The following is an 18,298-nucleotide window of genomic DNA, read 5'->3' on the forward strand; positions in this document are numbered from 1 at the left end:
AGCGCGCAAAATTTCCGAAATCGCGACATGTCCGTTTCGGCCGCCAGTCTGGCCGTGGGAATGTTTTGCCCGCAAGTGGAGTAAGAAAAATGGCTGTACCGAAGAGAAAAACGAGCCCGTCCAAGCGCGGCATGCGCCGTTCGGCTGACGCGCTGAAGGCACCGACCTACGTCGAAGACAAGAATTCCGGCGAACTGCGCCGCCCGCATCATATCGACCTGAAGACCGGTATGTATCGCGGCCGCCAGGTTCTGACTCCGAAGGAAAGCGCATAATTTCCGATCCGGCTCGTCCGATCGCGAGTCTCAAGGCCGGCTTCACGCCGGCCTTTTGCATTTCGGCAAGATAATATTTGCAATCACTTGCGGTGAGACAACGGTTTGCGGCAGTATTCTTTCTCCGCTGGGAGATTGCCGATGGTAGCCGCAATGCCGCTGATGATTATTCCGTTTATTCTTTACAATCTGGCGATGCTCGGCCTGATGGGCGACGGCGGCATCGCAGCCTTGCAGCATAACATCATCGTGCTGTCGATGCTCTCGGGTGCGACCTGGAGCATGGCGCTCGGCGATCTCTTCATCGTCGTTGCGCTCATCGTGCTGTTCTTCGAAATCCTGAAAGCAACGCGAACCGGGCCCGGCAACCTCTTGAACCATATCTTGTCGATGCTGGTCTTCATCGCCTTCCTGGTCGAGTTTCTTCTCGTCCAGGGCGCCGCGACACAGGTGTTCTTCATTTTGATGACGATCGCTCTGATCGATGTGATCGGGGGTTTTGCCGTTTCGATCCGAAGCGCCGGGCGGGATGTCTCTATCGGACTATAGGTTGTCGAGCTTGTTCTGAAGGGCGCGGAGCTGTTCCTTCAGTTCGTCGATATCCTTGGCTTCGGCCTTGCGGCTTTCCTTGGCCGCCGGCGGTGTCATGAAAGGCGAGAACATCTGCATTGCCTGCTGAAACAGCTCGGTATTGCGGCGAACCTGGTCCTCGACCATCTGCATCGGCAATTGCAGGTTCTTGCCGAGCGGCGTCTCGCCGAAGGCACGGTTTACCTGTTCGCGCATCTGTGCCTGCTGTTCGCTGAAGGCGCGCATCGAATGTTCGAGGAAGCTCGGCACGACCATCTGCATCTGGTCACCATAATAGGTGATCAGCTGGCGCAGGAAGGAGATCGGGAGCAGCGTGTTGCCGGTTTTCGATTCCTGCTCGAAGATGATCTGCGTCAGCACCGAATGGGTGATATCGTCCCCGCTTTTTGCGTCCTGGACGGTAAAGTCTTCGCCCCTCTTTACCATCTCCGCCAGATCTTCCAGCGTCACATAGGTGCTGGTGCCTGTATTGTACAGGCGGCGATTGGCGTATTTCTTGATGACAATCTGACCCTCATGCTTCGCCATATCAGTCTCCTGAACCCCCGTCTGATTTATGGATCTTCCTCCACTTCAGACTGTAAACGCAAAAGAAGGCTGGTGACAATCTCTTTGTGCGTTGCGGCAAACCTTTAGCAGATCAAACGAATCGGCGTTGACTGCTGCCGCGAAAATGGCGGCGGCCGGTCTTCCCGTTTGACTTGTGCTCAAAGCTTTGCCAGTTTCCCCTTATGTAAGTGGGACGAAAAACGAGGAGCCTCCCCATGAGCAATTCATCCGTCGTCATCGCCAGCGCAGGTCGGACAGCCGTCGGCTCGTTCAACGGCGCTTTTGCAACGGTCCCCGCGCATGAACTCGGCGCGGCCGTCATCAAGGGGGCGCTCGCGCGCGCCGGCGTCGATGCCGGCGAGGTGGATGAGGTGATCCTCGGCCAGGTGCTGGCCGCGGGCGAAGGCCAGAACCCGGCCCGCCAGGCGGCGATCAAGGCCGGCCTTCCGAAGGAAACGACGGCCTGGGGCGTCAACCAGCTCTGCGGCTCGGGCCTGCGCGCAGTCGCGCTCGGCATGCAGCAGATTGCCACCGGCGACGCCAGGATCATCGTTGCCGGCGGCCAGGAATCCATGTCGATGGCGCCGCATGCCGCGCATTTGCGCAGCGGCACGAAGATGGGCGACATGAAGATGGTCGACACGATGATCAAGGACGGCCTCACCGACGCTTTTCACGGCTACCATATGGGCATCACCGCCGAGAACGTCGCACGGCAGTGGCAGCTGTCGCGCGACGACCAGGATCAGTTCGCCGTCGCCTCGCAGAATAAGGCAGAGGCGGCTCAGAAGGCCGGCCGCTTCACCGACGAGATCATTCCCTACATCATCCAGACACGGAAGGGCGACGTGACCGTCGATTCCGACGAATATATCCGCCACGGCGCGACGCTCGAGGCGATGGGCAAGCTTCGCCCCGCCTTCGACAAGGAAGGCACGGTTACCGCCGCCAATGCCTCCGGCCTCAACGACGGCGCTGCCGCCGCCGTGCTGATGAGTGAGGCGGAAGCGACCCGGCGCGGCATTCAGCCGCTTGCCCGCATCGTTTCCTGGGCAACGGCCGGCGTCGATCCGTCGATCATGGGCACCGGCCCGATCCCCGCGTCGCGCAAGGCGCTCGAAAAGGCCGGCTGGTCTGTGAACGATCTCGATCTTGTGGAGGCCAACGAGGCCTTCGCGGCACAGGCTTGCGCTGTCAGCAAGGATCTCGGCTGGGATCCGTCGATCGTCAACGTCAATGGCGGGGCGATTGCGATCGGCCATCCGATCGGCGCCTCCGGGGCGCGCATTCTCAACACGCTGCTGTTCGAGATGAAGCGCCGCGGCGCGAAGAAGGGCCTCGCCACGCTTTGCATCGGCGGCGGCATGGGCGTCGCCATGTGCTTTGAAGCACTTTAAATAGCATGCAATCCGTCATTGATTGAAATGCCGCCACGAGCGGGCGAAAACACAGAGGGGGAGCGGAACATGAGCAGAGTGGCTCTGGTCACCGGAGGTACACGCGGCATCGGCGCAGCGATATCCATGGCGCTGAAAAATGCCGGCTACAGGGTTGCGGCCACTTACGCCGGCAATGACGAGAAGGCTCATGCCTTCCACGACGTCACCGGCGTTGCGGTATTCAAATGGGATGTTTCAGACTACGCTGCCTGCGGTGAAGGGATCACCAAGGTCGAACGCGAGATCGGGCCGGTCGAGATCCTCGTCAACAATGCCGGCATCACCCGCGACGCAATGTTCCACAAGATGACGCCGCAGCAGTGGCACGAGGTGATCAACACCAACCTGACCGGTCTGTTCAACATGACGCATCAGGTCTGGAGCGGCATGCGCGACCGCGGCTTCGGCCGCATCGTCAATATCTCGTCGATCAACGGCCAGAAGGGCCAGATGGGCCAGGCGAACTATTCGGCGGCCAAGGCCGGCGATCTCGGCTTTACCAAGGCGCTTGCCCAGGAAGGGGCTGCGAAAAACATCACCGTCAATGCCATCTGCCCCGGTTATATCGGAACGGAAATGGTGCTTGCCGTGCCGGAGAAGGTACTGAATGAACGCATCATTCCGCAGATCCCGGTCGGCCGTCTCGGCGAGCCCGAAGAGATTGCCCGCTGCGTTACCTTCCTCGTCTCCGACGATGCTGGTTTCATCACCGGTTCGACGCTGACGGCCAATGGCGGGCAATTCTTCGTTTAAGATAGGACGAACGTGTGTCGATTTGCAAAGGCGCGTTGCAGAACGCGCCTTTGCTTTTGTTCGGGAGGGCAGAAGCGGTTGCCGGTGTTCCGGTCTCGATCAACCCGAATCATGGCCGGCATTCGCTGCCGCGAGCGATCTCCGCTACCAAGACAAGAGATGAGACCGCGGTTGTCAGGAAAGCCGCGGCGACGAGAATGACGACGGTGGAATTGTCGGGCGATGGCGCCTGCCCTGCGCGTACGAGGTAAATATGCGGCTAGCTAATGGGCGTTGGTGGATTTGACTTTCATGACCGATCGTTAACGTCACGTTGACGGACGTGTCGGCAAAGAAAAACGGGCGCAGAAGCGCCCGTTGGGAGTCCGATATGTGATGCGATCAGTAACGGCAACGCGCCTCGTAGCGGCGGCCGTAGCGATCGCGATAGATGCAGTAGCCGCGGCGTTCGACCGACTGGCCGATGAGAGCGCCGGTCAGGCCGCCGGCAACGGCGCCGACTGCGGCACCGCCCCAGCTGTTGGTGACGGCACCGCCGATGACTGCACCGGTGCCGGCGCCGATCGCCGTGCCCTGCTCGGTCGCGGTGCAGGATGCGAGAGCGCCCACGAGCGCGCCGATAAGAACAATCTTCTTCATCATGTCGTAACTCCCCAGGTTAGTCGGGCTTTAGATGCGGCCCATTAGTACAAGGATAATGATAATGACCAGAACTAGCCCCAAACCGCCGGAAGGTCCATAGCCCCAGCCACGGCTATAACCCCAGTTCGGCAGGGCTCCGATCAGGAGCAGAATGAGGATAACGAGAAGTATCGTGCCAAGCATGGTGTTTTTCCTTCATTTCATCTGCAATCTGAATGGACAAGAAACACACATTGGCGATTTTTGTTCCCGGTTGGGCGCGCGAATTAGGATGCGACGCGATTCATGGTTTGTGATCCGTCACCCCTGACAAATGGCCCGTATGGTTAAAAAGACATTGAATACAACATGTTGCGGCGAACAAAGCAGGAAGATCACGATGTCTCCGATTCGTCGGTGATTCGTTCCGTTTTTGATCGGTCCGACGGGCAAGCGGGTCAGGCTTAAGGCTGTGTGAATTTGCTCGCCGGAAGATTAACACCGACGTGACGAGATCTTGCCGCCTGCCCCGCATCTAGCGGGCGGAACATGACGACGCCACCAGATATGGCCGTGAACGAAAGGGGAAAGCAGAGCAGTCGGCGATTCGTCGCCGATTCGTTCCGGATTTGATCGAGACGTTAATTTCGGCGGATTTTTCCCTTGGCAAAAAGCGAATGACAGACCTCCGGCAGGGTCACAAAATGCGAACCGGAGAGAGTCCCGCGATTCAGCATTTAGTAGGAAAAAGTGATTCAAAATCAATACTTAGCCGTGAACAAAAGCTGAATCAGCAGGAGTCAGCGATTCGTCTCTGATTCGTTCTCACGCTGTTCCGAATCGGAAATGCGGACCGTCCGGACGACTCGCAAAAGTCGCAATCCCCGACGCATTTTGAAATCTGCCCTTGCGTTTGCGGCAGTAGCTGTCCATGTGTTCTGTGCCTCCATCGAGATGGCAAAACTTTTCCCGGGGCGCGCCTGCCTCACTTGCATGGACCATGACTCTGACTTCGCAGCCGATGATTCTCAGCGGGCGCGGTGTGACCGCGGTGCTTGGACCAACCAATACCGGCAAGACCCATTATGCCATCGAGCGCATGGTCGCACATGGGACCGGCGTGATTGGCCTGCCACTCAGGCTTTTGGCCCGCGAGGTCTATACGCGGGTGGTGGAGAAGGTCGGCTTGCAGAACGTGGCTCTGGTCACGGGCGAAGAAAAGATTTCGCCGCCCAATGCGCGTTTTTCCGTTTGCACGGTCGAGGCGATGCCGCGGGAGACCAAAGCCGCCTTTGTCGCGATCGACGAGGTCCAGCTCGCCGGCGATCTCGAGCGTGGCCATATCTTCACCGACCGTATCCTGCACCTTCGCGGCCGGGATGAGACGCTGCTTCTGGGCGCGGGGACAATGCGGCCGATCCTGCAGCAGATCCTGCCCGGCGTCACGATCGTCGAGCGGCCACGGCTTTCGCATCTCCTTTACGCCGGGCAGAAGAAGATCACCCGGCTGCCGCAGCGCTCGGCCATCGTCGCCTTTTCCGCCGATGAGGTCTATGCCATCGCCGAGCTCATCCGCCGGCAGCGCGGCGGCGCGGCGGTCGTGCTGGGGGCGCTGAGCCCGCGCACCCGCAATGCGCAGGTCGCGCTCTATCAGGCGGGCGACGTCGAATATCTGGTGGCGACCGATGCGATCGGCATGGGCCTCAACCTCGACGTCGATCACGTCGCCTTCGCCCAGGACCGGAAATTCGACGGCTACCAGTTCCGCAACCTCAATCCGGCCGAGCTCGGCCAGATCGCCGGCCGCGCCGGGCGGCACGTGCGGGACGGCACCTTCGGTGTCACCGGCCAAGTCTCGCCCTTCGACGAGGAAGTGGTGCAGCGCATCGAGGGACATGAATTCGACAACGTCAAGGTTCTGCAGTGGCGCACGACGGAGATGGATTTCTCCTCAATTCAGTCGCTGCGCGCCAGCCTGGAGGCCGGGCCGCGCGTGCCCGGGCTGACGCGGGCGCTGCCGGCGGTCGATCAGCAGGCGCTCGAGCAGCTTTCGCGCTATCCCGAAGTGATCGATCTCGCCGACAGGCCGGCCCGCGTCGAAAAACTCTGGGAGGCTTGCGCGCTGCCCGACTACCGGCGTATCACTCCGGCCCAACATGCCGATCTTATTTCGACCCTCTTTTCCGATCTCGTGCGCTATGGCACGGTGAACGAGCAGTTTCTTGCGGAGCAGGTTCATCGCTCGGATCGAACTGATGGGGAAATTGACACGCTTTCGGCGCGAATCGCGCAGATAAGGACCTGGACCTACGTTTCGAATCGGCCCGGCTGGCTTGCCGATCCGACACATTGGCAGGAAAAGACGCGGGAAATCGAAGATCGATTGTCCGATGCGTTACATGAAAGGTTGACGAAACGCTTTGTTGATCGCAGGACATCTGTGCTCATGAAGCGCCTGAGAGAGAATGCGATGCTGGAAGCTGAAATCAGTGTGAATGGCGATGTCTTCGTTGAAGGACATCATGTAGGGCAGTTGAGCGGATTCCGTTTCACCCCGGTGGGGGGAACGGATGGACCGGATGCCAAGGCGGTTCAGGCTGCGTCGCAGAAGGCGCTCGCGCTCGAGTTCGAGGCCCGTGCGGCCCGGCTGCATGCCGCGGGCAATAGCGATCTGGCGATCGGTTCGGATGGCTTGATCCGTTGGCTCGGCGATCCCGTGGCGCGGCTTTCCGGCAGCGATCACGTCATGCGGCCGCGCGTGATCCTGCTCGCCGACGAGCAGTTGACGGGCAATGCCCGCGATCACGTCGCCGCCCGTATCGAACGTTTCGTCAATCATCACATCAGCACGGTATTGAAACCGCTCGATGATCTGTCGCGCGCCGAGGATCTGCAGGGCCTCGCCAAGGGACTTGCCTTCCAGCTGGTCGAAAATCTCGGCGTGCTCTTCCGCCGCGACGTCACCGAAGAGGTGAAGTCGCTGGATCAGGAGGCTCGCGCCTCCATGCGCCGCTACGGCGTGCGTTTCGGTGCCTATCATATCTTTGTTCCGGCCCTTCTGAAGCCGGCACCTGCCGAACTGATCACGCTGCTCTGGGCGTTGAAGAACGACGGTCTCGACAAGCCGGGCTACGGCGATCTCATCCCCGTGCTTGCCGCCGGCCGCACCTCGGTCGTCACCGATCCGAGCTTCGAGCGGATGTTCTACAAGCTCGCCGGCTTCCGCTTCCTCGGCAAGCGCGCCGTGCGCATCGACATTCTGGAGCGGCTTGCCGATATCATCCGTCCGCTGCTGCAATGGAAGCCCGGTCAGAGCAATCGTCCGGAGGGCGCCTATGACGGTCGCCGTTTCACGACGACGACGGCGATGCTGTCGATTCTCGGGGCGACGCTCGAGGACATGGAAGAGATCCTCAAGGGCCTCGGCTATCGCGCCGATGCCGTGAAGGCGGAAGAGGCGTCGGCCCATCTTGCGGCGCAGGACGCGGCTTCAGCCCCTGCCGCCTCCGCGGAAACATCCGCGGAAGCGGCAGAAAAAGCCGATCACGATGATGCCGACGGAGCGACGGAAGAGGCTGTTTCCGAGCCGACCCAAGCCGAGCCGGCTTCGACGGCGGCCGACGTCCCCGCCACAGAAGCGAACGACAGCAACACTGCGGCCGAAGTGACCGAGGCAACCGCTTCGGCAGAGACTGCCGCCTCCGGGGAAGCTGGCGAGCCGGCGGAACCGAAGCCGGTTCTATTGTGGCGTCTCGGCGGCCGCAATGACAACCATCGCCAAGCACGTGGCGGCCATGGCGAACGCCGGGGCGGCCAGAACCAGGAGCGCGGCGAACGCAATCGCCGTCCGAACGGCGGTGAAGGCGGCGAAGGCAATCGCGGCGGCGACGGGCGCGACAACCGCCACGGCCGCGGCAAGGACGGTGGCGGCCGTGACGGTGGCAGACCGCAGCAAGCAAGGGGCGAGCGCAAGGACCAGCCGCGCGGTGATCGTCAGGACCGTGGCGATCGGAAGGACCGCGGCGAGCGGAACGATCGCAATGACCGTAACGACCGCAACAACAATCGCGGCGCCCAGCCGCTGCGCTTCGAGGCCAAGCCGCCGCGCAAGGAGAAGCCGATCGATCCGGATTCTCCCTTCGCCAAGCTCGCAGCTCTCAAGGAACAGATGAAGAAGTAATCATGGGCGGGGAGACACAGCCGGCAAGCGGTTCGCGCCAGCGCATCGACAAGTGGCTGTTTTTCACGCGCATGGTGAAGTCGCGCTCGCTGGCCCAGAGTCACGTCCAGTCGGGGCACGTGCGCATCAACGGCGAGCGCTGCAGTCACCCGAGCCAGATGGTCAAGCCGGGTGACCGCGTCGAACTGACGCTGGAGCGGCGCGATGTCATTCTCATCGTGCGTCTCGCCGGGGAGCGGCGGGGTCCCTACGAGGAGGCCCGCCTGCTCTACGACGACCAATCCCCGCCGCCGGATGAGACAAAACGTCTCACGCCGTACGAGCAAGCGACCCGGGGGACGGGTACCGGCCGTCCGACCAAAAAGGAAAGACGTGCAATCGACAGGCTGATGTCGGACGAGGATTAGAAAACTCTGTCTGTGGCGGCGGCTTTGCAGATCGTTTACCCTTGAAATCCGGCGCTAAAGCCGATAGGTCACTGACAACCTGCCGGAAGCGTGCTTGCCTGCCAAGCCTGTCCACGCTTCGCCCGGCACGGGGATAGGCGCGACGTTCCAGGTTGCCCGGCCCCATCCGCTTGAAATCCTGGAGTTCTTCATGACCTATGTCGTGACCGACAATTGCATCAAGTGCAAATATACCGATTGCGTGGAAGTCTGCCCTGTCGACTGCTTTTATGAAGGCGAGAATTTTCTCGTCATCCATCCGGACGAATGCATCGATTGCGGCGTCTGCGAACCGGAATGTCCCGCCGAGGCGATCAAGCCGGATACCGAGCCGGGCCTCGACAAGTGGCTGAAGATCAATACCGAATATGCCAGCATCTGGCCGAATATCACGGTCAAGAAGGATCCGTTGCCGGAGGCCAAGGAAATGGACGGCCAGACCGGAAAATTCGAGAAATATTTCTCCGAAAAACCGGGTTCCGGCGATTAAGACGGCTGTCCGATTTCGTCGCCGGATGCGGGCCGTTGAGCGGTGAAACGTTTTTAATCCTGCGTCTGGCATATGGGTGATCTGTGTTGCCCGCATGACTCAGATGAAGCAAATTATTGATTTCCTCATATTTTTGTGATAGGTTTCGCCTACTGTTCCATTTGTGGCATGACGCATGCCCAAAACCATCACGAAAGCAAAACCAATCCGTACGCGGTTTCCGTGACATATCAACGCTTTGAGCGCCGGGTCCCCAGATCGCGCGCAAGAAGCCCTTGCTTTTGCCTGATGGGACCAGAGTGAAGTCACCCGACGGATGCAACCGTCTCAACCGGGCCTGACTGACCCGGCTCCGGCCGCCGCCGGAAGCGTAACAGGGAGTTTTTGAATAGAATGACGACTCAGCAGAAAAAGCCTTCTACAGCACGTCACGGCTTCAAGACCGGTGAATCGATCGTCTACCCCGCTCATGGCGTCGGTACCATCACCGCTATCGAAGAGCAAGAAGTTGCCGGCATGAAGCTCGAACTTTTCGTTATCGATTTCGAAAAGGACAAGATGCGCCTTAAAGTTCCGGTCGCGAAGGCGATGAGCATCGGAATGCGCAAGCTTTCGGAAACGGATTTCGTCGATCGTGCGTTGAAGGTTGTGCAGGGCAAGGCGCGCGTCAAGCGCACCATGTGGTCCCGCCGCGCCCAGGAATATGATGCCAAGATCAATTCCGGTGATCTGATTTCCATCGCTGAAGTCGTGCGTGATCTCTATCGTGCAGAGAACCAGCCCGAGCAGTCCTATTCCGAGCGCCAGCTCTACGAAGCAGCGCTCGATCGCATGGCGCGCGAAATCGCCGCTGTCAACAAGATGTCGGAAACCGAAGCCGTCCGCCTCGTCGAGACCAATCTCAACAAGGGTCCGAAGCGCGGCAAGGCGATTGAAGAAGACGATTCGCAGGACGAAGCCGCTTAAGGCAAGCCTGTCTCTCCCAAAAAAACCCGGCCGTCGCGCCGGGTTTTTTATTGGAACTTTTTCCCGACTGACGCGTTTACCACACGTAATTGCGGACTGCTCGTCGGGCGCAAACTCGTCGGGCGAACTGCTATTCCGTCAATATTCGGTGAGGAGCGGATCATGCCTTTTCAATATTGCCCGTTCGGCAACGTGAAGAAACAAGTCCGACCCAGCCGTCTTAGCGGCACGTGATGAGAGATAGGGCCTCTCCCTGAAAAGTCCAGGGGTGAGGCCCTTTTGCATTCGGAACCCCATTCAGTCCGGACAGCGATGTTCCGGAACGTGAGTTTTATTGTCCATTTTGAGGGCGAAGGCCTTTCGGGAGATCGAAATGAAGAACATGTCTGCAGATCGGCGCATGATCAAAATCGCGATGGCCGCCCCCTATCTCGCCCGTCAGGAAGAGCATGATCTCGCCACCCGCTGGAAAGATCACGATGATCGCGGTGCACGCAACCAAATCGCCATGGCGCATATGCGGCTGGTTATCTCCATGGCTGGCAAGTTCCGCAATTTCGGTCTGCCGATGAGCGACCTCGTGCAAGAGGGCTATGTGGGCCTGCTGGAAGCCGCCGCGCGTTTCGAACCGGAACGTGACGTGCGCTTTTCGACCTATGCCAGCTGGTGGATCAGGGCGTCGATCCAGGACTATATCCTGCGCAACTGGTCGATCGTGCGCGGCGGCACCAGTTCGGCGCAGAAGGCGCTGTTCTTCAATCTGCGCCGTCTGCGCGCCAAGCTCGCGAGAGGCGATACGCAACTGACTCTGCAATCCATTCATCAGGAAATCGCCGCTGCCCTCGGCGTCAGCCTCGCCGATGTCCAGACCATGGATGCCAGGCTTTCCGGCAACGACGCTTCGCTGCAGGCGCCTTCCGTCTCCGGCGATGCCGAGAGCGCGGAAAAGATGGATTTCCTCGTCAGCGACGATCCGCTGCCGGACGAGCAGGTTTCCAATATGATCGACGGCGAGCGCCGCCGCGTCTGGCTCGCTTCGGCGCTGAAACATCTCAACGAACGTGAGATGAAGATCATCAGCGCCCGGCGCCTGGCGGAAGACGGCGCCACGCTCGAAGAACTGGGCGCCGATCTCGGCATTTCCAAGGAGCGCGTGCGCCAGATCGAAAGCCGGGCGATGGAAAAGCTTCGTAGCGCGCTGGTCAGCGCCGACCCGCATATGGCGGCCTACGCCTGAACTTCTTTACCCTCCAGCAGCACTGCCTGGCCCGGCGCAAGCCGGGCTTTTTTCATTCGGCGATGATTTTGACGCGATCGCCAGGGGAAACGGCCGCACCCGTCGGCAGGGCATTGATGAGCTTGAAGAGATCAAGCTTGCGATCGGTGCCCATCATGCGCGCGGCAAGCGTCGAGATGTTCTCGCCTGGCCGGACCGTGACGACACGAATGCGCAGCGGCTTCAGCGAGGCTGCCTCCGCCGGTGTCATGCGCCGGAAACTGGCGCGCAGAACATTGGCCGTCGGTTCGAGGGCGTCGCTGCCCTTCGGTACGGCGGTCAGGAAACGGAAGATCTGCGCATTGTTGCGGATGACGGTGACATCGAAATCCCAGCGGTCGGCACTTGCGCGAGCGGTGGCTGCTTCCATGCCATTGACGGTGATCTGTTGAATGGTCGATGGGTCGAGACCGGTCACCCAGCCGCTGGAGATATAGTTTGTGAGGCTCTGGTTCTGGTTGTCGGCAACGCCATCGAAGCGGACGGCGATGTCGTTGGGGCCGGTGGCCATCACGGCTTCGACCTTATTGTCGATCTTGAAGTCCTCCGGTACGTCGAAGCGGATGCCGAGGCCGCCATGCAGGAAAGTCTGGCCGCGTACGTAGCCTTCTTCCGGACTGTCGCCATAGAGCAGGCCGTCAATGCCATCGAGATAATAGTCGCGACCCTTGTCGCCGACCCTCCCTTCCTGGCCGAAGGCGCGCGCATGGGTGCGGGCAAGCTCGATGCGCTGGGCGGAGTTCGGATGGCTCGAGAGGAAGTCGAGGCTCTGGTCGGCTTCCGGGTCGACCGACATGAAGCGGCTGTAGGCCGCCATCGAATCGAGGAAACGGGCGGCGGCATAGGGGTCGTAACCGGCTTCGCCGAGCATGCGCACGCCGATGACATCGGCCTGCAGCTCCTGCTGGCGGGAGAAAGCGGCAAGCCTGAGCTTGCCCCGGGCAAGCGCCTGCTTGCCGGCGATGTCGCTCGATAGGACCTCGGCGACGACGCGGCTGGCAATGACTTCGGCTTCTTCGCGCTTCTGCCGCTCGATACCGTGATTCGCTGTCACGTGGCCCATTTCGTGCGACAGCACAGCGGCGACTTCCGAGGCGTCGTTGGCAAGGGCAAGCAGACCGCGGGTGACGTAGAGGTAACCGCCCGGCAGCGCGAAGGCGTTGATCGCAGGCGAGTTCAGGATGGTGATACGGTAGGACTGGCTCGGATTTTCCGACACCGCCGTCAGCGCGCCGGCAATGCGGGCGACGAGGCGCTCGGTCTTGGCATCCTTGTATTCGCCGCCGTAGCTTGCCACGATGCGCGGATGCTCGCGGGCACCCATCGCCGCGCGCGGATCGTTCTTCTGCACCTCGTCGACGATCTGCGGATTGGAGGAAGGCGAGATGCTCGGCTGGTAGGATTGTTCGATCAGCGACTGACACCCGTTCAGCGCCATTCCGACGGTTGAAAGCAGCATCAGGCGGCGGGCGAAGCGCCGCGTCGCAGAGATGACATCACTGGAAAGCGCGGGCGATTTCCACGTCGTCAAGCTGTCCAGTCTGGTTCTCTGCATCATGTCGCTGTTTTGCCGGTTTGCCGCAGATGGAGACCGGCCTTGGCAAGGGGAACTCAACAGGTGCGCACCCCTGATCTCGCGCCGCATGCTAGGCCGATACACGTCGTTGCTGTAACTGATTTACGCATCGGTTGCATAGCGAGACTCTGTTTAATTGTGGCGCCGTTGCATTTTAGCAAGCCTCAGGCATCGAGGTCTCCCTTCGCTCGGATGAAATTATGGCGAAAGTTCCGTCACCAGTCATAGATTTGTCAGAGGCGCGGAAAAAGAACGGCATGATTGAAGCAACAGGTGGGATAACGGCAGCCCTGCGAGAAAATCGCAACTTTTGATCTATCTATGCGATAGAGAACGTCTGCTGGTGCATATTCCCATTATGTAGTCTATTCCGCCGCTTCCGCCGCCGCCGATTGCGGTCGCTTCGTTTCGCCGGTGCGCGGCAGTTGCACGGGCTTCAGCGTCATTGCGGCAGCAAGGCCGATCAGGGCAATGGCGCAGGAAGTCATGAAAAGGGGCGAGAAGGCGGCGGCATAGACATCTGCGACGGCCTGGCGGCTCGCTGCGGGAAGGGCGGCCATCATCTTCGGCGTCAGCTGTTCGATATCGGCAACATCGGCAATGGGAGCGCCGACCTTGCCGAGCCCGGAGGCGATGATCGCGCCATAGATTGATATGGCGATCGAGGCCCCGCCCATGCGCGAGAGTGTCACCGAGCCGGTGGCGGCGCCGACGTCGCGGGCGGGGGCGGCATTCTGCACGCCGATGACGGGGACCTGCTGCGCAAGGCCGATGCCGATGCCATGCAGCATCATGATCGCGCCGATGAAGGCGATCGGCGTTCCCGCATGGACCTGCGACATCAGCGCGAAGGCAATGGCGCTGCAGGTGAGGCTTGCGATGGCGAAGGGTTTGTAGCGACCGGTCATCGAGATGATACGCCCGGCCGACAGCGACCCGCAGACGAGACCCCCGGTCAGCAGAATGAAGAGAAGGCCGGCGGCCGATGGCGAAAGGCCGGTCGTCGTCTGCAGGAAGAGAGCGAGATAGTTGACCATGCCGATGGCGATGGCGCCGCCCATCACCGATATTACCAGCAGCAGGCTGAAGGTTGAATTGCGGAAGAGCTGCAGCGGAACGATCGGCTCCGGCGCGCGGCGCTCGACGAACACCCAGGTGACGGCGCAGACGGCGCCGAAGGCGACGATCCCGATACTCTGTGGTGAGATCATCGAGCCGAACAATTCGCTGCTGTCTGTGGCAAGCACGATGCTCGTCGTCGTCAGCGCGATCAGCAGCGCGCCGGCATAATCGATCTTCGGGCGCCGATGCGGCTTGCGGTAGGGCAGCATGAAGGCAAGCCCGGTGAGCACGACGAAACCGATCGGCACGTTGACGAGGAAGATCGAGCGCCAGCCGAAGAGATCGCTCATCGTCCCCCCGAGCACCGGGCCGATCGCGCCTGAAGCCATCAGCACGAGGCTGGAATAGCTTTGATAGCGCGCCCGCTCGCGCGGCTCGAACAGATCGGCGTTGACGGCAAAGATCGACACCATGATGCCGCCACCGCCGAGGCCCTGCAGCACACGAGCGGCGATCAGCGTATTCATCGAGACAGCCAGGCCGCAGACTGCGGAGCCGACGGTGAAGATTCCGATCGCCGTCATCATCACATATTTGCGGCCGAAGAGATCGCCGAGCTTGCCGTAGAGCGGCATGACGGCGCTGAGCGCCAACAGGTAGGCCGAGCCGATCCAGCCGAAACGCTCGAGATGGCCGAACTCGCCGACAATTGTCGGCAATGCCGTGGAGACGATCTGGTTATCAAGCGTCGCCATGAACATGGCGGTCATCAGAAAGAAGAAGAGGATAAGCCGGCGACGAGGGTCCGTCACGAGCGGCGCAGGCGCGGGTTGCATGTCCATGAGGCATATTTCCGGGTTCGAACTATTTTATGTGCTATCAGCATGTAATTGTCAACGGCACATGAGTGACCCCGGCATATTCAATTTTGACCTCCGCTCTGCTATGGTTCGGTCATGAATGAGACGCTGACGAAGATCCTGTCCAACAGTCGGGCCGAGCCGGACGATGAGAACCTGCCTCGCATCGGCAGGAGCATGGCGCGCATGCGCCTGATGACCGGCCGACGGCTGATCGGCAGGCTGGCGATCCAGAGCGCCGCACCGGGCCTTGAGCTCTCCCACCTCGACGTGCTCGACGCCGTGCGCCGGGCTGGGTCGCCCGGCGAGGTCACCGTCGGCTTGATCGCGGAGATGCTGCGCATCGACCCGTCGCGCGCGAGCCGGGTGGTGGCCGAGATGGTCGGACGCAACGTCTTGCGGCGCGAAGCCTCCCAGGCCGACGCGCGGCGGATCGTCGTCGTCATCACCGACGCTGGCCAGGCGCTGCTTGCCGAGATCCATGCGCAGAAAATGGCCATTATCTCCGAGATCGTCTCCGATTGGCCACGCGAGGATATAGAGCGTTTCGCGACGCTGTTCGAACGTTTCATCGGTGGCTACGAGGCAATCTTTCTCTCGCGCGACAAGGACACGCCCGGTTGAGGCGAAAGCCGTCCGTCGGTGGTGCCCCTTCCCCTCGCCCCCCCGTTTGCGCTAAGGGCAGTGCCCATGAGCCAATCCACCTTCACCATTCTGCTCGGCGGCGAACTCAGCCTGACGGAACGCCTGCGCCACGCGATCGGCGGCAGCCGCTTCATCGCGGCCGATGGCGGCATGCGGCATGCGATGGCGCTTGGTGTCATGCCTGAGCTCTGGGTCGGCGATTTCGATTCGACGCCCCCCGAGCTCGAAGCGGGTTTTCTCGATGTGCCGAAACAGCCCTATCCCGCAGCGAAGGCGGCAACGGACGGCGAAATCGCCGTATCGGAAGCGATCGCACGTGGCGCGCGGCGGCTGATCCTCGCCGGCGCGCTCGCCGGCGAACGCTCCGACCATGCGCTTCAGCATCTGCTGTCGGCTGTCGGCTTGGCGGAAAAGGGTTTCGACGTACTGCTGACCTCGGGCAAGGAAGAGGCAGTGCCGCTGGTTCCCGGCACGATCGAGCTCGATCTTCCCAAAGGCAGCCTGTTTTCCGTGCCCGGATTTGGGCCGCTGACCGGACTTTCTATCGAGAATGCGCGTTATCCGCTCACCGATTTCCATCTGCCTTTCGGCTCGTCGCGCACCATTTCAAATGTCGCGGAAGGCAAGGTTCGCCTTTCGCTCGAGAGCGGCCGGGCGATCGTGCTTGCCCGCCCCTATGATCTTTCCGGAGTCTGATTTTTGGCCCCTCCCATTCTGAAACTCGACGATATCTTCCTGAGCTTCGGCGGCGCACCGCTGCTGGCGGGCGCTTCCCTGCAGGTCGAGCCCGGCGACAAGATCTGTCTCGTCGGCCGTAACGGCTCGGGAAAATCGACGCTGCTGAAGATCGCCGCCGGCCTGGTCGAGGCGCAGTCCGGCGAAGTTTTCCGTCATCCGTCCTCGACGGTGCGCTATCTCGAACAGGCGCCGGACTTTGCCAGTTTCAGCACCGTTCAGGCCTATGCCGAGGCTGGTCTGGGACCCGGCGACGATCCCTATCGCGTCACCTATCTTCTGTCCCACCTCGGCCTCACCGGTGAGGAGGATCCAAATACCCTTTCCGGCGGTGAATCGCGACGGGCCGCCCTTGCCCGCGTGCTGGCGCCGGAGCCCGACATTCTCCTGCTCGACGAGCCGACCAACCATCTCGACCTGCCGACCATCGAATGGCTGGAAGGCGAGTTGCAAAAGACGCGCAGCGCCCTGGTGCTGATCTCGCACGACCGGCGGTTCCTCGAAAAAGTTTCGACGGCAACCGTCTGGCTCGATCGCGGCGCCTCGCGCCGGCTCGACAGGGGCTTTGCGCATTTCGAAGCCTGGCGCGACCAGGTGCTGGAGGCCGAGGAGCTCGAGCAGCACAAGCTCGGCAAGGCAATCGAGCGCGAGGAGCACTGGCTGCGCTACGGCGTCACGGCCCGGCGCAAGCGCAATATGCGCCGTCTCGGCGAGCTGCAGACGATGCGTTCGCAATATCGTGGCCACAAGGGCCCGCAGGGCACGGTGCAGGCGACGATTTCGGATGCGCAGGAATCCGGCAAGCTGGTGATCGAGGCCGAGAAGATCACCAAGAGCTTCGGCGACCGGGCAATCGTCACACCGTTCTCGATCCGCGTCCATCGCGGCGATTGCATCGGTCTCGTCGGGCCGAACGGCGCCGGCAAGACGACGCTCTTGAAAATGCTGACCGGCCAGCTTTCGCCGGACGGCGGCACGGTGAAGCTGGGCACCAACCTGGAGATCGCCACCCTCGACCAGAAGCGCGAGGACCTCAAGCCCGAGGAGACGCTTGCAAACTACCTGACCGACGGGCGCGGCGAAAACCTGCTCGTCAATGGCGAGCAGCGCCACGTCACCGGCTACATGAAAGAATTCCTGTTCCAGCCGGAGCAGGCGCGAACACCGATCAAGAGCCTCTCCGGCGGCGAGCGCGCCCGGCTGATGCTGGCGCGCATCCTGGCGCGCCCGGCAAACCTCCTGATCCTTGACGAACCGACCAACGATCTCGACATCGAGACGCTCGACCTCCTGCAGGAAATCGTCGCCGGCTTTCCCGGCACCGTCATCCTCGTCAGCCACGATCGTGACTTTCTCGACCGCACCGTAACCTCGACGATCGCGCCCGCCGTGCCGGATGCGCCCGACGGCCGATGGATCGAATATGCCGGCGGCTATACGGACATGTTGGCGCAGCGCAAGGGCGTACTCGACGAGCGCAGGAAAGCCGAGAAAGCGGCGGAGAAACCGAAGACCCAGGAGACAACAGCTTCCGGCGCAGCCTCGAAGGGCAAGCTTTCCTTCAAGCAGAAATTCGCGCTGGACAATCTGCCGAAGGAAATGGCCAAGGCCGAGGCCGAGATCGCCAAGCGCGAACTTGTCATGGCCGATCCCAATCTCTTCACGCGCGACCCCGTTGCCTTCAACCGCCTTGCAGGCGAGATGGAGAAGCTGCGAGTCAGCCTGACCAAGATGGAAGAGGAATGGCTGGAGCTCGAAATGCTGCGGGAAGAACTGGAGGGCTGAGACTCTCGCACTCAGCCGCTTGCGTCACGTTGTAGGCAGGGGTCCTGCC

At 61.2% G+C, this 18,298-nt stretch carries 17 protein-coding genes; 12 read left to right on the forward strand and 5 right to left on the reverse strand.

Annotated elements, in window-relative coordinates:
• The first annotated feature begins 89 nt into the window (after positions 1-89).
• Entirely contained in the window at positions 90-275 is a 186-nt protein-coding gene (gene rpmF, locus HJC04_RS11495; protein ID WP_003543812.1) for a 50S ribosomal protein L32, read from the forward strand.
• Between the two features lie 141 nt (positions 276-416).
• Positions 417-824 carry a hypothetical protein gene (locus tag HJC04_RS11500; RefSeq protein WP_210632696.1) on the forward strand — a complete coding sequence of 136 codons (408 nt, stop codon included), beginning with the start codon at positions 417-419 and terminating at the stop codon, positions 822-824.
• On the opposite strand, the gene phaR is transcribed toward HJC04_RS11500, so the two are convergent.
• On the reverse strand, positions 819-1,394 hold the full coding sequence (phaR, locus tag HJC04_RS11505; RefSeq protein WP_210632697.1) for a polyhydroxyalkanoate synthesis repressor PhaR: 576 nt from the start codon (positions 1,392-1,394) through the stop codon (positions 819-821). The genes HJC04_RS11500 and phaR overlap by 6 nt on opposite strands.
• A 236-nt stretch (positions 1,395-1,630) precedes the next feature.
• On the opposite strand from phaR, the gene HJC04_RS11510 reads away from it, so the two are divergent.
• Both HJC04_RS11510 and HJC04_RS11515 read left to right on the forward strand, forming a co-directional pair.
• Positions 1,631-2,812: an acetyl-CoA C-acetyltransferase gene (locus HJC04_RS11510; protein WP_210632698.1), complete on the forward strand. Its 1,182-nt coding sequence runs from the start codon at positions 1,631-1,633 to the stop codon at positions 2,810-2,812.
• 69 nt (positions 2,813-2,881) lie between these two features.
• Complete coding sequence (locus HJC04_RS11515) at positions 2,882-3,607, forward strand: beta-ketoacyl-ACP reductase (protein WP_210632699.1); 726 nt, start codon at positions 2,882-2,884, stop codon at positions 3,605-3,607.
• Positions 3,608-3,988: 381 nt separating this feature from the next.
• Here the strand turns inward: HJC04_RS11515 and HJC04_RS11520 are convergent, their stop codons facing one another.
• Positions 3,989-4,249 (reverse strand): YMGG-like glycine zipper-containing protein, encoded by a 261-nt coding sequence (locus HJC04_RS11520; protein ID WP_009991900.1) that lies wholly within the window; start codon positions 4,247-4,249, stop codon positions 3,989-3,991.
• A 27-nt stretch (positions 4,250-4,276) separates the two neighbouring features.
• Complete coding sequence (locus HJC04_RS11525; RefSeq protein ID WP_003543790.1) at positions 4,277-4,432, reverse strand: DUF3309 family protein; 156 nt, start codon at positions 4,430-4,432, stop codon at positions 4,277-4,279.
• Between the two features lie 796 nt (positions 4,433-5,228).
• On the opposite strand from HJC04_RS11525, the gene HJC04_RS11530 reads away from it, so the two are divergent.
• The 5 genes from HJC04_RS11530 to HJC04_RS11550 all read left to right on the forward strand — a co-directional run bounded on the left by HJC04_RS11530 (position 5,229) and on the right by HJC04_RS11550 (position 11,547).
• On the forward strand, positions 5,229-8,408 hold the full coding sequence (locus HJC04_RS11530; protein ID WP_221146188.1) for a helicase-related protein: 3,180 nt from the start codon (positions 5,229-5,231) through the stop codon (positions 8,406-8,408).
• Positions 8,409-8,410: 2 nt separating this feature from the next.
• A complete protein-coding gene (locus HJC04_RS11535) occupies positions 8,411-8,815 on the forward strand; it encodes an RNA-binding S4 domain-containing protein (RefSeq protein WP_221146190.1) in 405 nt (134 codons plus the stop codon).
• Between the two features lie 190 nt (positions 8,816-9,005).
• Complete coding sequence (gene fdxA, locus HJC04_RS11540; RefSeq protein ID WP_011427210.1) at positions 9,006-9,344, forward strand: ferredoxin FdxA; 339 nt, start codon at positions 9,006-9,008, stop codon at positions 9,342-9,344.
• A 393-nt stretch (positions 9,345-9,737) separates the two neighbouring features.
• A complete protein-coding gene (locus HJC04_RS11545; protein ID WP_011427211.1) occupies positions 9,738-10,310 on the forward strand; it encodes a CarD family transcriptional regulator in 573 nt (190 codons plus the stop codon).
• Positions 10,311-10,683: 373 nt separating this feature from the next.
• Positions 10,684-11,547 carry an RNA polymerase factor sigma-32 gene (locus HJC04_RS11550; protein WP_011427212.1) on the forward strand — a complete coding sequence of 288 codons (864 nt, stop codon included), beginning with the start codon at positions 10,684-10,686 and terminating at the stop codon, positions 11,545-11,547.
• Between the two features lie 52 nt (positions 11,548-11,599).
• Here the strand turns inward: HJC04_RS11550 and HJC04_RS11555 are convergent, their stop codons facing one another.
• Positions 11,600-13,144, reverse strand: a complete 1,545-nt coding sequence (locus tag HJC04_RS11555; RefSeq protein ID WP_210632702.1) for a M48 family metalloprotease — start codon at positions 13,142-13,144, stop codon at positions 11,600-11,602.
• Positions 13,145-13,527: 383 nt separating this feature from the next.
• Positions 13,528-15,066 (reverse strand): MDR family MFS transporter, encoded by a 1,539-nt coding sequence (locus HJC04_RS11560; RefSeq protein ID WP_221146192.1) that lies wholly within the window; start codon positions 15,064-15,066, stop codon positions 13,528-13,530.
• A 114-nt stretch (positions 15,067-15,180) separates the two neighbouring features.
• On the opposite strand from HJC04_RS11560, the gene HJC04_RS11565 reads away from it, so the two are divergent.
• From HJC04_RS11565 to HJC04_RS11575, 3 genes are all read left to right on the forward strand, one after another.
• Positions 15,181-15,708: a MarR family winged helix-turn-helix transcriptional regulator gene (locus HJC04_RS11565; protein WP_210632704.1), complete on the forward strand. Its 528-nt coding sequence runs from the start codon at positions 15,181-15,183 to the stop codon at positions 15,706-15,708.
• 66 nt (positions 15,709-15,774) lie between these two features.
• Positions 15,775-16,425, forward strand: a complete 651-nt coding sequence (locus HJC04_RS11570) for a thiamine diphosphokinase (protein ID WP_210632705.1) — start codon at positions 15,775-15,777, stop codon at positions 16,423-16,425.
• Between the two features lie 3 nt (positions 16,426-16,428).
• On the forward strand, positions 16,429-18,249 hold the full coding sequence (locus HJC04_RS11575; protein WP_210632706.1) for an ABC-F family ATP-binding cassette domain-containing protein: 1,821 nt from the start codon (positions 16,429-16,431) through the stop codon (positions 18,247-18,249).
• Positions 18,250-18,298 lie beyond the last annotated feature (49 nt).

This window comes from Rhizobium sp. NLR8a (genome assembly GCF_019685235.1).
Classification (GTDB): domain Bacteria; phylum Pseudomonadota; class Alphaproteobacteria; order Rhizobiales; family Rhizobiaceae; genus Rhizobium.

What these genes read in the sequence shown, in the direction of transcription:
- HJC04_RS11500 (WP_210632696.1), top strand. Translation starts at nt 417, where the DNA reads ATGGTAGCCGCAATGCCGCTGATGATTATTCCGTTTATTCTTTACAAT.
- HJC04_RS11565 (WP_210632704.1), top strand. Translation starts at nt 15,181, where the DNA reads ATGAATGAGACGCTGACGAAGATCCTGTCCAACAGTCGGGCCGAGCCG.
- HJC04_RS11515 (WP_210632699.1), top strand. Translation starts at nt 2,882, where the DNA reads ATGAGCAGAGTGGCTCTGGTCACCGGAGGTACACGCGGCATCGGCGCA.
- rpmF (WP_003543812.1), top strand. Translation starts at nt 90, where the DNA reads ATGGCTGTACCGAAGAGAAAAACGAGCCCGTCCAAGCGCGGCATGCGC.
- phaR (WP_210632697.1), bottom strand. Translation starts at nt 1,394, where the DNA reads ATGGCGAAGCATGAGGGTCAGATTGTCATCAAGAAATACGCCAATCGC.
- HJC04_RS11530 (WP_221146188.1), top strand. Translation starts at nt 5,229, where the DNA reads ATGACTCTGACTTCGCAGCCGATGATTCTCAGCGGGCGCGGTGTGACC.
- HJC04_RS11555 (WP_210632702.1), bottom strand. Translation starts at nt 13,144, where the DNA reads ATGATGCAGAGAACCAGACTGGACAGCTTGACGACGTGGAAATCGCCC.
- HJC04_RS11535 (WP_221146190.1), top strand. Translation starts at nt 8,411, where the DNA reads ATGGGCGGGGAGACACAGCCGGCAAGCGGTTCGCGCCAGCGCATCGAC.
- HJC04_RS11545 (WP_011427211.1), top strand. Translation starts at nt 9,738, where the DNA reads ATGACGACTCAGCAGAAAAAGCCTTCTACAGCACGTCACGGCTTCAAG.
- HJC04_RS11520 (WP_009991900.1), bottom strand. Translation starts at nt 4,249, where the DNA reads ATGATGAAGAAGATTGTTCTTATCGGCGCGCTCGTGGGCGCTCTCGCA.
- HJC04_RS11560 (WP_221146192.1), bottom strand. Translation starts at nt 15,066, where the DNA reads ATGGACATGCAACCCGCGCCTGCGCCGCTCGTGACGGACCCTCGTCGC.
- HJC04_RS11550 (WP_011427212.1), top strand. Translation starts at nt 10,684, where the DNA reads ATGAAGAACATGTCTGCAGATCGGCGCATGATCAAAATCGCGATGGCC.
- fdxA (WP_011427210.1), top strand. Translation starts at nt 9,006, where the DNA reads ATGACCTATGTCGTGACCGACAATTGCATCAAGTGCAAATATACCGAT.
- HJC04_RS11510 (WP_210632698.1), top strand. Translation starts at nt 1,631, where the DNA reads ATGAGCAATTCATCCGTCGTCATCGCCAGCGCAGGTCGGACAGCCGTC.
- HJC04_RS11525 (WP_003543790.1), bottom strand. Translation starts at nt 4,432, where the DNA reads ATGCTTGGCACGATACTTCTCGTTATCCTCATTCTGCTCCTGATCGGA.
- HJC04_RS11570 (WP_210632705.1), top strand. Translation starts at nt 15,775, where the DNA reads ATGAGCCAATCCACCTTCACCATTCTGCTCGGCGGCGAACTCAGCCTG.